Origin of the sequence: Gimesia aquarii, assembly GCF_007748175.1 — a bacterium.
Taxonomy (GTDB): domain Bacteria; phylum Planctomycetota; class Planctomycetia; order Planctomycetales; family Planctomycetaceae; genus Gimesia; species Gimesia aquarii_A.
Window position 1 is genome coordinate 4,532,161 of the sequence record NZ_CP037422.1, and the last position, 12,959, is coordinate 4,545,119.

Consider the following 12,959-nt stretch of genomic DNA (forward strand, 5'->3'; position numbering starts at 1 on the left):
GAGTCTCCTAGGCGTGATGAACTTGACGTTGGTAGAATTTACTAATCACCACATAAAAAGCAGCCGCGATAAACCAGCCCGGTAGACTCACGAAATAAATTTGAACACCGGCAAATTGCACTAGTGCGACACACATACCCAGTGTGAGAAACCAAGTGAGTCCAGCAGCCCAGTTGAACGATTTCTTACTCAGCTCAGCATAATTACTTTGTAGTCCGAATTTCTTTAACAGGTAAAAGTCAACAAAAATCACAGCCCCCATCGGCATTAACAGCATTCCATAAAGTGCCACAAATCCCAGCAGTTTCATAGCAATAGCAGGGAACATTCCTGCGAAGGTAGCCAGCATGCCGGTTGCAATGGTGACTTTGAATCTGGATAAAGCAGGCACAATCGCTTGAAAGGCAAGTCCAGCTCGATAGATTGTTGGGTTCGCGGTGGTCCAGCCAGCAATAATCACACACAATAAACCCGCTATCCCTGCTGCTTGAAATGCCATCGGTCCGGGTAAGACATCAGTATTTGAGGGGTGATTGTGAAGTTGTAAAGCATACAACACTGAGGCGGATAACCAAGCCATGAAATGTCCTACGTACATGCCTGAAGCGGTAGCGACTCCATACCAGGAATGTTTCGCGTATCGGAAAATGGTGAGGTCTGACATACCAATGTGCATAGCCATATTACAGAACCAGGCAAAGAACATGACGTGCCAGAACGTAAACTTTACCTGACCTGGTAGCGGTTCGCCCCCTTCCCAGATATGTGTTTCGCACAAAGTCCACAATGAACTAAGAGAATTGACTTCTGCTCCCGTGACTTCGATAAATTGTTTGAGCCCTACTAATCCGAACGCCAGAAAAACCAACACCATCCAGGGGGCCGCGATATTGGCAAATTTTGAAACCGTATCGTAGCCAAATGCAGCCACAATTGAGATAAGCATCCCAATTCCGAAAACGGCTAACACCCAGCCGATACTATTAGGATACACATCATTGAGTCCTGGCATCGGAAATTCAACCCAGACTCCGACTGCAGTTGCCGAAACGGTAATCATCGAACCGGCCAAAAAACAGAACATCACTCCGTTGGCCAGGTTATAGAGCGTTACAAGTTTTCGGCCACAAATTTTCTCCAATTGATAATACAGTGTGAGCCTGCATTTGACGGCAATGGGAGCGGTAAGAAATAACCAACTTAAAACCGCTAACAGGTTGCCGACGATCAGTCCGACAACCAAATCAAATGCACTGACTCCCGCGGCTACAAATAACGGGCCGATCATCAACTCTGTTCCGGCACAATGTTCGCCGGCATACATGCCGAGAAAACTTTTAAAGCCGAGCAATGCCGATTGCGGAACCGGCTCTCTTTCGTACTCGTTAGTGGTAGAGTTGTTTTGGTCTGTCATTGTTGATTAAGGTTCAATAAATCGAAGGGGGGTTAGCGGCGACTGAGTACATCTTGTTCATAGTGTTTGATCTCATTCAGCCATTCCCGCTCGGAAGGAACACCTACTTTCATACAATAGTAGTCCCAAACAGCACCCAGAGGCATCATCTTCAATTGTTCCATCAACGCCAATCGGGATGTGTAATCACCTTCCAATTCATATTGCCGCAACGTTTGAGTCGGTTCCAGAAATGCCATCAGTAAAGCTTTGAGAAGATTTCGAGAACCAATTACCCAGGCAGCAACCCGATTAATACTGGCATCGAAGAAATCGAGTCCCAGGTGAACGCGATTCAGATAATTTCCCCGCACCAGTTCCAGGGCTATTGCTTGTAATTCATCGGTCCATGTTACAACGTGGTCGCTGTCCCACCGTACGCCGCGACTAACGTGTAACAACATTTCATCTACCCATAATAAGACAGAAGAAATCTTGTCAGAAATCGACTCCGTGGGATGAAAATGTCCCGAGTCCAGGCAGAGTAGTTTCTGATTTTTAATTGCATAACCTAGATAAAATTCATGCGAACCCACGACATAGCTCTCTGAACCAATCCCAAACAACTTACATTCGACCGCATCCTTATTGAATGTAGGATCGATTGTTTCTGAAAAAACTTCATCAAGAGAATCAAGAAGGCGTAGACGAGGTGTTTTGCGATCGGCGGGAGTGTCTTTGAAGCCATCCGGAATCCAGAAGTCTGTCACACAGGGAGTGCCTAGTGACTTTCCCATGTATTCCCCAATTTTTCGGCAGGCGATACCATGGTCAATCCAGAATTGTCGTATTCCCTGATCCGGGTGTGCAAGTGTAAAACCGTCTTTCGCTTTTGCATGCGCAAAATAAGTGGGATTGAAGTCCAGACCAAGACCAAACGACTTGGCCCAATCAATCCAATTCTGAAAATGTTCCGGTTGGAGGTCATTTCGATCGATTTTCTGGTTGCCGGTCTCTGCATAATTGGCATGTAGATTCAGTCGGTGTTGGCCTGGAATCAGGGACATTGCTTTTTCAATATCTTCACGCAGTTCCTCGGGGCAACTAGCTTTTCCTGGATAGGCCCCTGTAATTGCTAAGCCGCCACTAATGTCTTCGCCGTTGTTTTCAAAGCCGGAGATATCATCTCCCTGCCAACAATGAAGCGAAAGCGCGATTTGGGAAATCTGATGAATGGCTGCTTCCGTATCGATTCCTAATTCCTCATACATCTGCCTTGCGACGGAATAAGCAGCTTCAAGAGTTTCGTTTAATTCCAGCATACAAGCACATTCCTACCTGTTTGACTCTTCAAATGAAATATGTTCAATAGCACTTTAGATCTTTTTTTAACTCTGTTTTTCATCAAGAACTTATCAAAAGATATCTTAGGACTTTATGTGTTACCTTCATTATTCTGCCGAAATATAGCATAATATTGCCAGGCATATTTGAGGCGTAAAGTCTTGATATGGCAGTGTTTTAGAACAAAACTAATGCTCATAAAAGATGATATGTTGTCGTGGGAAAAGCCGATCTGAGTCCTCCGTCCCACATAATGTAGCTAATTAGATTAACTCACTTTCTGAGTTTTGGTAGAGTTTTTTTTGTTTTTTCAGAGTCGCTCTCCGTATTTTCTGGTTCATTTTCACTCTTTTGTAAGTGCTTAGCAACACGTTCTGCTTCTCTTAACACACGCATCAGGTTTTCGCCCATGATTTGTTTGATTTGCTGGTCAGTGTAACCGCGATCCAGGAGTGCTTGGGTAATCAACGGATAGGTTGCCACATCTTCCAGTTGAGTTGGCAGCGATGAAACGCCATCAAAATCGGAACCAATGCCGACATGCTCCACGCCGGCGACTTTCACAATGTGGTCGATGTGATCCACGACATCATGAATTGTGCCTGGCTTCATTTTTTGTTTACTCTTCCATTGATTGTATTCGCGCCTGAAGTCGGTTTCCTTCGGGAATTTCTGTTTGAGTTCGCGCCGTTTCTGGAACATGTCAGTCATTTGTTTGGCGGATTCGGGAACCACAAAACCAGAGAAGTAGTTGACCATCACAATACCGCCGTTCTGTTTCACTTTCACCAGGATCTCATCGGGGACATTCCGCACATGATCGGCGATGGCACGTGCCGACGAATGCGAGGCGATAATGGGCGCTTGACTCACACGCAACACGTCGTCCATCGTTTCTTTCGACACATGTGAAATATCGACCAGCATTCCGAGACGGTTCATACTCAACACCACTTCCTCGCCGAAAGGTGATAATCCCTGACTTTTTGCCTCGTCTGTGGCCGAGTCTGCCCAGTCGAGTGAATCGGAGTGAGTTAGTGTCATATAACGCACGCCCAAACCATAGAAGATGCGCAGGAGTGACAACGAATTTTCTATCGAATGTCCACCCTCAATACCGATCATTGAGGCGATTTTGCCCGATTTGTGAATTCGTTCGATATCATCTGCCGTGGCAGCCATTTCAAAGGTTTCTGGATAGCGCCTGATCATACGGTGAATCAGATCAATTTGTTCTAGAGTATCATGCGCGGCGCGCCGTTCTTTGCGTGTTTCCGAGGGAACGTAAGCAGACCAGAATTGCGCACCAACATTGCCTTGTCGCAAGCGGGGGATGTCGGTATGGAACTGAGGTTGAGGGGAGGAAATATCAGCCTGCTTGAATGATGAGGCGGCTTTTTGTCGCATCGTCCAGGGGAGATCATTGTGTCCGTCAATGACAAGACATTGTTGATGGAGTTTACGAGCACGCTCTGTTAACACAACTGGTTTGCGAACGGGGGGTTCCGCCTGCACAGAAACAGGGGGAAGTAGCATTGATAGAAAAAGTATAGAGGAGAGTCTTCTCGAAAAGTGATGTCCTGGAAAGAAATGGATTTTCATAACGTCTCTTATCTTCGGTAGAAATGGGTATGGTGACTTCCTTAAAGGTATCACCGGGTGGTATCATTTAAAAGTAATAATCAATGTCTTTCATGATTCACACTGTATGTGAATTCAATTTAAAAGTAGTATTGATATGTCATCACGATCTGGTTAGTTTGGGCAGACAATCAATTGCATTATCACCGAATTATTATATCACCATCATTGGCTATGATGGTTTGCTTAAGGAAAAAGAACGATGAGCGAAGACCTGGAAACAGTGTATTACACACCGAATGTTTTGGAAGCAGAATTTCTAAAAATGACGCTTGAGGGAGAGGGAATTCGCTGCTTACTCGAAAATGAAAATCAGGCAGGCCTTGCAGGTGTGTTGGAAATCAAGCTGGATGTCGCATCGGCGGATGCAGACCGGGCAAAGGAAATTATTGAAGAAGTTCGTCACACGATTCAGCATGAAGGCTCAGAAGACGATTCAGACGAGGAAGAATAATCATTGTCTGAGCTAGAGGCTGATTTTCTTCACGATAAACAGCCGAGGTGCCTCTGTAGATTCTGATTGTGCGAAAAGCACTTTGACAATATACTGAGTAGTTTCAAGCTGGCTAAATAACACAGAAACCGCTTCTGTTTCTGCAGCGCCTCCTGGGTGACCGGGGTAAGCCAAGACTGTCAAAATCCCGCCAGAGCGTAACAAAGTCAGAGCGGCTTCGATTCCAGTAATCGTCGATTGTTCTTGTGTGATCATAGTATGATCGCCTCCTGGTAGATAACCTAGGTTAAACATAATCGCACCGATTTGCTGATGACATTCAGCGGGAATCAGTTCATGCAGTCGACTGTGGTCATCATGCACCAGTTTGTAATTAGAAAAGCCGGATTGCTGAAGTCGATCTGCCGTTTGATCGAGGGCTGCTTGTTGAATATCAAATGCATAAACCCTCCCGGTAGATCCCACAGTCTTACAAAGAAAGTGACTGTCATGTCCGTTGCCAGCAGTCGCATCGATGGCGGTTTCACCTGATTGTAAAACCGTAGAAATCAAATCCTGGGCTTGTATGGTTAAACGTGTCATGTGCGCACTTCAATTTTATGATGAAGGTCTAATTGTTTTTCCAGAGGTATCTTTTCCTCCAGGACATTGACAAAATGATCGGCCATCCAGGGAGTCTGTAAACTTCCTTTTGAGGCGAACCCGTTAAAAAATCCTATGTGAGGATGCACTGGGTGTAGTCCCATCACAGGTAATCGACCGCGAATGATCGGTCTGACTGCTGCACTGTGATCAATGACTTCTACTGGTAATTTCAGAAATTCAGACAGTCGGGTACAGATTTCAGCGCGACCGGCACTCGTAGGTATGCAGTTAAGATGTTCGCGATCATAGGTCGAACCGGCTCGATAGAGATCCTCTTTCCAATGTGCCAACCAAACGCCACGATGTACGACGCGGCGTTCAGTCAGCCCTGGAATTTTTAAGGTAAGAATTTCTCCTTTGGCGCCTTCGAAGGGGATCGTTTTGAACCAGGGATTCTGTTGACCGTGGATGCCTTCGCAAAAAATGACTTTCCTGGCTGTCACGTTCCACTGAGGCAACGAGATTCCGTTTGACGCAAAATCCAGATCTTGGAGGGGATCAATATCGGCTTCCAGAAAACGGTCCTGCTGCGAGAAGAAAAGACGGGATACGTTGAGATAGGTGGGAACATCAAGCTGTGCTCCCTGACTCATCTCAAAGCCTCCCCTGGAAATTTCGAACATTGATTCCGCTGCCAGAGGTTCAGGTGTCGAAACCAGGTGTGGGAAGTGAGTTTGTGACCTCTGTCGATATTGCTCCTGTTCTTGGTCTGAAGCAAACAGACGTAGCATCGGTTTTAATTTAAAAAATGAAGAGCCCGTTTTTTGTTCAATGTTGCGATAAAAATTGGTAGCAAAGGGGAGAAACTCATCAAGTCGCCAGGAAACAACCAACCGTAGTCCTGTGATCGGAGTCACTAGACCTGCTGCGACATGTGAAGAAGTTGTCTGCTCACAACGATCCACGATGAAAACATCATATCCTCGATTTGCCAGAGTCCAGGCGAGTGCCGTACCTGCAAGACCTTGCCCCACGATGATGTAATCAACTCGTTTCAAAGCAGGCACTGTTTTTGTTTCCATTTACGATTTTGCATTGTAAAGCTATCTCTTGGGGCCGATCGATGAATGAGAATCATCATACAGCAGCAAGATCGTATTTGAAAACACAGATAGACACGAATCCCGGAATCGCAATATTTTCAATATTCTGTGCTTTGAATGGATGAGTCTAAGTAAAAAAATTACTCTAATTCACCATTCCATTTTTTGAGTCGATTCAGATAAAGTTGTGACTCAACATACTTACGGTGTGATTTGTCCGTCATTTTTTCCAGGACTAGTAACGCTGAAATATAACTCGTCAGGTTGCCGTTGGATGAAATAATATTTTCATCAATGACGTGAGTTGTGTTGGAATCGTTTTGAACCTTAAGTTTTGGAAACGTACTCCTGAGTACCTGACCACCTCCAACATAGGTCACGATCTTTCGATTGTTGGCTAGCCCGGACTTTCCTAATAAAAATGCTCCGGCACAATTGCTGGCGAGATACTCTGCATCCTGTCCCGATTTGCGAACAAAATTGACAATGGTCTGATCTTCGAGAATCTCCTGCATCTGAAAAGCACCAGGAACAATTAATGCGGTCAACGGGGGCGCATTAGAAAATGAAAAATCTGCAACGAGCGTCAGCCCTTCTTCAGAAAGATAGGGACGCTGCTCCTTACCGATTAAGATGACATTAAATCGCTGATTACCATTGGCGTCATGCTTACCAAACACATCAAAGGGAGCAGCAACTTCTGTAAGCAGAACGTCATCGACCACGAGCACACCGATGGTAGGCAATTCGGGATTTAAAGATTGCGATTTCTGATTGCCTTCTGGTTGTGAGGCGACGACACATTGCCCCGGCTGCGATTTGATGTTTTGTGATGAGCTATTTTGATTTGTTGTATTTTCATCATTCTGTCCTGTCACGACAGAGAACGTAATGGCTGCAAAAACGAGTAAAATGAAAACAATAACGGTGATTCGTGAGAGCATCAAAATATTCCTTTGTATTTATGGTTCTGTGGGTTTCTAGACTCAGAAATGGTAAGAGTTGATTGCTGATTAATTAGTTCGTTTAGCTGGACCTTGTTTCATGCTGATAGCCAGGCGATTCCAGGCATTCATCATGACAATGATAATTGTGAGGTCGACGATCTCCTTTTCAGAAAATTCAAGACACATTTTTTGATAAAATCCTTCCGGGACTTGCCCTGCAGAGAGTTTGGTTACTACCTCAGCCCATGCTAGTGCTACTTGTTCCCTGTTATTGTAAAACGTTGTCTCGCGCCACACGGATAAGCAGTCCAGTCGTTGCTGGCTCTCCTCTTGTGCACGCGCTTCCTGGCTGTGCTTATCGATGCAGAACGCACACCCATTAATCTGAGAAACCCGCAATTCAATCAACACTTTGAGCTTGGTATCAATTGAACAGGTTTGAGTATATTCGTTAACTCCCAGCAGTGCTTGCAGACCTTCCGGGGCAGCGTCGTTATAGTCGAGTCGAGGTGGGGACATCAGGGACTCCTTTATTTTTCGGGGATCGTTAAGCGTTTCGTTGCGCGATCGTGAATTTGAATCGCTAGAATCCGCGCACGATTTGATTTACTCGGATTTCGAGTCTTGGAATGCAGGATCATTGTGGGTTCATACAGAGTGTCTCCCGCTTTCAGATGTAATAGAGGGCCATCACCAACTTGGGTTTCTAATTCTCCCTCAAGTACATAGACGAGTGTCGGACAAGGGTGCCGATGCGCGGGCGTGGAAGCACCCGGCTCCCAGGTGATTTCATGCATGGTGGCTCGAGCCGGTTTGCCGTCAAATGTTTCATCAAGATCACGTACTAAAATTTTTTTGACCTGAGCGGCTTTTGTCTGCTGTTTGGAATTCGTTGTGTTCTGGGCGACTGTCGTAAGCGAACCGACCACGACAATCAATGCTACCAGTGGGATGAATCGATAGTTCATTTACTGTTTCTCCTCTTGAGATTCGAATTTTTAATGCAACCTTGATTACAACATTTGTTGCAATGGGAAAATTTTACATCTAAAATGGCTCTTGAATAAGATCCAATTACCAAAGAATGTATGGGGCCAATTTATGGGGCGCCGAAATCCTCAGCGCTTTGATTTTGCGACGATTCTGATCGATCATGAGTCGGCTCAGCCGCTCTATCGACAACTGGAAGATCAACTGCGCGACGCCATTTTGCAGGGACGGATTGCACCGGGAGAACGACTCCCTGCAACACGGCGTTTATCCGGGGACCTTCACGTCGGGAGAAACACGGTTTCGCAATCCTACGAACGGTTGATCGCGGAAGGCTATCTGCAGGCAGAAATTGGTTCTGGGACACGTGTTTCCACAGAACTGCCCGAGACACTGCTCAATCGTCCTCAAGCCCGGAAAAAGAAGGAGAACAAAACACAACGGGATGGTGCGTTACTCTCTCAGCGTGGAAAGCAAATGTTTGAATTTGGTGACTGGAATCAACTGGGTATTAAACCGCCTCGTCCATTCCGCCCTCACGTACCGGCATTGGATTTGTTTCCTCGGCACATCTGGCAACGTCTTTCAGAACGGCGGCTGCGACGTCTGTCCCGCGATCTTTGGGGAACCGGAGATTCACAGGGGTATCGCCCACTTCGTCAAGCGATTGCCGACTATTTGAAAATCTCTCGTGGTGTGAATTGCTGCTCTGACCAGATACTGATTACAGCAGGAGCTCAGCAGGGCTTGGAGCTCGTATCGCGGTTACTGCTTGATCCTGGGGATACGGCCTGGATCGAAGAACCCGGCTACACACCCGCACGACTGGTTTTTGAATTGAACGGTGCCAGAGTCGTTTCGATTCCGGTTGATGAAGAAGGACTCATTGTCAGTGAGGGGGTTAGGCAGAAGGCGAATGCACGCCTGGCCTATATCACACCGGGAAGTCATTGGCCGTTAGGAATGACGATGAGTCTTTCTCGCCGACTGGAACTTCTTAACTGGGCACAGCATCATTCCGGGTGGATTCTGGAAGATGATTACAACAGCGAGTTCCGCTACGATGGGCGTCCTCTGCCCTCCATTCAAGGTTTGGATCAGCACGAAAGTGTGCTCTATATGGGGACCTTCAGTAAAGTGTTGTTCCCCGGACTCAGGCTTGGTTATCTTGTCATTCCGGCCAAACTCGTTAATGCGTTTGTAGGTGCGCGTTGGCTGGCCGATCGGCATTCGCCTCCCTTTGAGCAGGCAGTGCTGACAGACTTTATTGAGGAAGGCCATTTTGAACGCCATGTGCGAAAAATGCGCACCTCGTATGCAAGTCGACAGGCTGCCCTCTCTGAAGCAATCAGACAGAATTTCGGGGATGAGGTTCATTTCAGTCGTACGGAGACAGGGCTGCAACTCGTCGTTTATGGGGCGAATGAAAAGAAAGAGGCAAAGCTCAGACGCTCAGCCGATCAATTGGAGATCGAGTATCATCCAGTCTCATTCTATGCTTCCCCTGGTACAAATCCGGCGGGGATGATTTTGGGTTTTGCCGCATTCACAGAAGAGCAAATCGAAAACACGATTCGCAGTTGGGCGATGAATTACCTGAAACGAGCATAAAATCTATTGCCGAATCATTTGAGATTGGAACATTTTAGATTTTCAAAATAACACAATCAAAACGTGACTATCGAAATGAAACACTAAATTACTATTTTTTTGATCATTAAATATTATGCGACTTTGGAATTGATTATTAGTGAGGTTCGCTGAATAATTAAGTTTACTAATAATCTTATGTTCCCTGTAAAGAGGATAATCATGAAGGATATGTTCAAGATTAAATCGTATGTTTTTTTGGCATCCGCTTTTTTGATCACTGTGACAGTTCAAGTGATAGCATTTGAAGAGAAGGGTGTAGAAAAGACGGAGACCTCTCCCTCTAATCTGGATATCATGCGTCATTTAATGAATTCCTGGTCCATTCGGACGAAAGAGAAACGAAGTGAGCCGCTGGCTTTCGTACAAGATCCCGTGCTGCGATATACAGACCCAAAGTACAAAATGACTGACTGTGCTATCTGGCGTCTTGGCAAGAAAGGGCGCCCACGTGCTTATGTTACCGTCGAAATGGGTAACCCGAGAGGAAACACAGGTCTTGCCACTTTTGAGTTCCTTGCTGTCTCAGAAGGACCTTTTCGGATTAACGGCCGTGGAGTCAGTTGGCAACCTTGGGAATTGGGTGTCGATTTCAAACCACTTCCGGGAGCTCCCCAACCTGCTGCAACCGCACCAGAAAGATTAGAGCAGATGAAGCAACTCGCAATTCGTTTTTCAGCTGAGGAGATGCTTGGCAGAGAAAAAATCTATTTAAATCTACATCCCGAACCGTTCGACCGATATCAGCCAACTGATGCAAAAAACTCGGATGCTGCTGTATTCTTGTTTGAGAGAAATTCTAATCCAGAAGTGATTCTATTTCTCGAAACCGATGGTAAAAAATGGTCTTATGGGTGTGGAAAGTTATCAGCGACGGCAGTTTTGGTAAAGCTGGATAAGAAAGAAGTCTGGTCCAATCCCAAAACGAGTTCAAGACCCAAACCAGATCAGGTGGGGTATCATTGGACTAACGGGTATACTGCAGGCCGTGTTGTGTTCCAGGTTCCACACAAATTAAGAACAACGCCAGTTAAGGCCATCCCGGTTCAACCAATACCTGCTCGAGCGAACTTACTCAAATTGAAGACGAAACAGCTACCCGTAATTCAACCTAAAAAAGTGCAACCTAAGGCAGTACAACCCAAGGTAAAGCCGCAGCCACCTCAACCAGTTTCGAAGCCGGCGAGTAACAGTAGCTCTCATTGTTGTTGATGCAGTCAGAGATGCGGGTTCATCAGATTTACTACTTGTTGAATGAGTTTTGTTAGTACTTGAGCTTTTGCTCTAATGGCGTTGAAGAATCACTTCCCAATACAATAAAGCGTTTCCTTGCGCGTTCCTGAAGCGCGGCTGGCAGCGCGGTGGAAAATTTGATTGCCACATAGCGCGGGGCTTGCAAAACATTCATCGCCGAGCTGATTTTCTGCGACCAATTCGAATTTATTTGGATTGGCGCGGAACACGAACGTTTTACCTTGTTCATTGGAAAGGTACAGGTTGCCGTTAGCCAGCACGAGCGAGGAAGAAACTTTTCCACCGAGTCGGCTTTTCCACTGCTCTTTTCCTGTCTGTGCATTCCAGCAATAGGCGATTCCATTATCGTCGACCGCGTAGAGGTAGCCGTTGTGAGCCAGCATCGATTGTTCATAACATTTGACTCGGTTCGTCCAGACGACTTTTCCAGAACCGTCGGCTTTGACTGCCAATGTCCCCTTTGTGGGAAAGCCGCCACTGGCGAAGACAAGATCCTTGTCCCAGACCATTGTACCACAGGAGACAACCCAGAGGCTGGGGCTGGACCAGAGTTCGCGTCCCGTTTGGGGATCAAAACTGGCGACTTTCGAATTACCACTTAGGAGTAACTGGTCGCGTCCAGCGATTCGTGCCACGATGGGCGTCGAAAAATTGAGTTTATTCGGTCGTTTGATTCGCCAGACTTCTCGTCCAGTTTGTTGATCAAAGGCGGCGATGTAACCATTCACTTCAAACTCTGCCGCAACGATGACTTTATCCTCATAAAGGATGGGAGAAGGAGCATAGCCAAACTGATACGCACGGGGCAGAAAACCACCAGCGGTGATCTGCCACAGTTGTTTTCCATCAAGATTTAAGGCAGTGACTTGAATACTTTTATGGTGAGGGAATGCAGCGAAAACGGTTTCTCCATTCGATGCTAAGGTAGGAGAAGCATGCGTATTTTTTTGATGAATCTTGGCAGCAAAGCCTCCCTGGCTCACATCGGTTTTCCAAAGTTGCCGTCCCGAAGTGCGATCAAAGCAGACAACGGATTGGATTTGTTGTTTTTCATCAGCTGTGGCAATCAGTACACGGTCATCAACGACAATGGGAGAGGCATGACCCCGTCCGGGCAGAGGCGCTTTCCAGAGAATGTTTTTGGATTCCGACCAAATCACAGGCGGTGTCTGGTCTGAGGCAGCGATTCCATTGGAGTTGGGGCCGCGCCAGACCCTCCAGTCATCTGCTGCCCAGGTATCAATTGTAGTCAAGCATGTTATGAGCATGCAGCAAAATAATCCGCTTCGAGTGTGAGTGCGCATTGTATGACCTTTAATTTCGTAAATGGACCAGAGCAATGGAGGCAATTTCTGGCAGGGTTCGAATTGGTATGATTCGTATCGAACCTATTTATTTTGATCAAGCATGCAACCTCATGCAAGGTGCATCCGAAATCTTCTTCATTCATTCATCAATCTGTTGTGAACGCCAAGCTTATATTCAACCGTTTACTGAAACAATGGATAATCTTTGCCTGGTTCCTTCTATAGAACGTGACAGATTCACTTTCAGTTTGCTACAATGACGAAGTTCCAAAATGCGTTGAGTACGTGCCA

12 protein-coding genes are annotated in these 12,959 nt (G+C 46.2%); 3 read left to right on the forward strand and 9 right to left on the reverse strand.

From position 1 onward, the window contains the following. Window positions 1–7: 7 nt before the first annotated feature. The 3 genes from V202x_RS17260 to V202x_RS17270 form a co-directional block, all read right to left on the reverse strand. A complete protein-coding gene (locus V202x_RS17260) occupies window positions 8–1,414 on the reverse strand; it encodes a purine-cytosine permease family protein (protein ID WP_145177646.1) in 1,407 nt (468 codons plus the stop codon). 32 nt (window positions 1,415–1,446) lie between these two features. Then, entirely contained in the window at window positions 1,447–2,715 is a 1,269-nt protein-coding gene (locus V202x_RS17265) for an L-rhamnose isomerase (protein ID WP_145177649.1), read from the reverse strand. A gap of 295 nt (window positions 2,716–3,010) precedes the next feature. Further along, complete coding sequence (locus V202x_RS17270) at window positions 3,011–4,339, reverse strand: dipeptidase (RefSeq protein WP_145177652.1); 1,329 nt, start codon at window positions 4,337–4,339, stop codon at window positions 3,011–3,013. 241 nt (window positions 4,340–4,580) lie between these two features. Here V202x_RS17270 and V202x_RS17275 point away from each other — a divergent pair, with 241 nt between their 5' ends. Next, window positions 4,581–4,832, forward strand: a complete 252-nt coding sequence (locus tag V202x_RS17275; protein ID WP_144985033.1) for a DUF2007 domain-containing protein — start codon at window positions 4,581–4,583, stop codon at window positions 4,830–4,832. A gap of 12 nt (window positions 4,833–4,844) precedes the next feature. On the opposite strand, the gene V202x_RS17280 is transcribed toward V202x_RS17275, so the two are convergent. From V202x_RS17280 to V202x_RS17300, 5 genes are all read right to left on the reverse strand, one after another. Continuing rightward, window positions 4,845–5,414 carry a class I SAM-dependent methyltransferase gene (locus V202x_RS17280; RefSeq protein WP_145177655.1) on the reverse strand — a complete coding sequence of 190 codons (570 nt, stop codon included), beginning with the start codon at window positions 5,412–5,414 and terminating at the stop codon, window positions 4,845–4,847. Next, complete coding sequence (locus tag V202x_RS17285; RefSeq protein WP_145177658.1) at window positions 5,411–6,499, reverse strand: NAD(P)/FAD-dependent oxidoreductase; 1,089 nt, start codon at window positions 6,497–6,499, stop codon at window positions 5,411–5,413. The genes V202x_RS17280 and V202x_RS17285 overlap by 4 nt, the downstream gene beginning before the upstream one ends. A gap of 161 nt (window positions 6,500–6,660) precedes the next feature. Beyond that, window positions 6,661–7,464: a DJ-1/PfpI family protein gene (locus tag V202x_RS17290; protein ID WP_145177661.1), complete on the reverse strand. Its 804-nt coding sequence runs from the start codon at window positions 7,462–7,464 to the stop codon at window positions 6,661–6,663. Window positions 7,465–7,533: 69 nt separating this feature from the next. Continuing rightward, window positions 7,534–7,986, reverse strand: coding sequence for a carboxymuconolactone decarboxylase family protein (locus V202x_RS17295; RefSeq protein WP_145177664.1), 453 nt, complete (start codon window positions 7,984–7,986; stop codon window positions 7,534–7,536). An 11-nt stretch (window positions 7,987–7,997) separates the two neighbouring features. Continuing rightward, on the reverse strand, window positions 7,998–8,435 hold the full coding sequence (locus V202x_RS17300) for a cupin domain-containing protein (RefSeq protein WP_145177668.1): 438 nt from the start codon (window positions 8,433–8,435) through the stop codon (window positions 7,998–8,000). Window positions 8,436–8,568: 133 nt separating this feature from the next. Between V202x_RS17300 and V202x_RS17305 the strand changes: the two genes are divergently transcribed. Together V202x_RS17305 and V202x_RS17310 are read left to right on the forward strand one after the other, a co-directional pair. Beyond that, entirely contained in the window at window positions 8,569–10,068 is a 1,500-nt protein-coding gene (locus V202x_RS17305) for a PLP-dependent aminotransferase family protein (protein WP_145177671.1), read from the forward strand. A gap of 201 nt (window positions 10,069–10,269) precedes the next feature. Continuing rightward, complete coding sequence (locus V202x_RS17310; RefSeq protein WP_145177674.1) at window positions 10,270–11,319, forward strand: hypothetical protein; 1,050 nt, start codon at window positions 10,270–10,272, stop codon at window positions 11,317–11,319. An 89-nt stretch (window positions 11,320–11,408) separates the two neighbouring features. Here V202x_RS17310 and V202x_RS17315 read toward each other — a convergent pair whose 3' ends face one another. Then, window positions 11,409–12,629 (reverse strand): PQQ-binding-like beta-propeller repeat protein, encoded by a 1,221-nt coding sequence (locus V202x_RS17315; RefSeq protein ID WP_145177677.1) that lies wholly within the window; start codon window positions 12,627–12,629, stop codon window positions 11,409–11,411. Window positions 12,630–12,959 lie beyond the last annotated feature (330 nt).

Excerpts from the sequence above, each read along its gene's own strand:
- V202x_RS17265 (WP_145177649.1), bottom strand. The coding sequence starts at position 2,715 with ATGCTGGAATTAAACGAAACTCTTGAAGCTGCTTATTCCGTCGCAAGG.
- V202x_RS17305 (WP_145177671.1), top strand. The coding sequence starts at position 8,569 with ATGGGGCGCCGAAATCCTCAGCGCTTTGATTTTGCGACGATTCTGATC.
- V202x_RS17290 (WP_145177661.1), bottom strand. The coding sequence starts at position 7,464 with ATGCTCTCACGAATCACCGTTATTGTTTTCATTTTACTCGTTTTTGCA.
- V202x_RS17280 (WP_145177655.1), bottom strand. The coding sequence starts at position 5,414 with ATGACACGTTTAACCATACAAGCCCAGGATTTGATTTCTACGGTTTTA.
- V202x_RS17275 (WP_144985033.1), top strand. The coding sequence starts at position 4,581 with ATGAGCGAAGACCTGGAAACAGTGTATTACACACCGAATGTTTTGGAA.
- V202x_RS17260 (WP_145177646.1), bottom strand. The coding sequence starts at position 1,414 with ATGACAGACCAAAACAACTCTACCACTAACGAGTACGAAAGAGAGCCG.
- V202x_RS17315 (WP_145177677.1), bottom strand. The coding sequence starts at position 12,629 with ATGCTCATAACATGCTTGACTACAATTGATACCTGGGCAGCAGATGAC.
- V202x_RS17270 (WP_145177652.1), bottom strand. The coding sequence starts at position 4,339 with ATGAAAATCCATTTCTTTCCAGGACATCACTTTTCGAGAAGACTCTCC.
- V202x_RS17285 (WP_145177658.1), bottom strand. The coding sequence starts at position 6,499 with ATGGAAACAAAAACAGTGCCTGCTTTGAAACGAGTTGATTACATCATC.
- V202x_RS17295 (WP_145177664.1), bottom strand. The coding sequence starts at position 7,986 with ATGTCCCCACCTCGACTCGACTATAACGACGCTGCCCCGGAAGGTCTG.
- V202x_RS17310 (WP_145177674.1), top strand. The coding sequence starts at position 10,270 with ATGAAGGATATGTTCAAGATTAAATCGTATGTTTTTTTGGCATCCGCT.
- V202x_RS17300 (WP_145177668.1), bottom strand. The coding sequence starts at position 8,435 with ATGAACTATCGATTCATCCCACTGGTAGCATTGATTGTCGTGGTCGGT.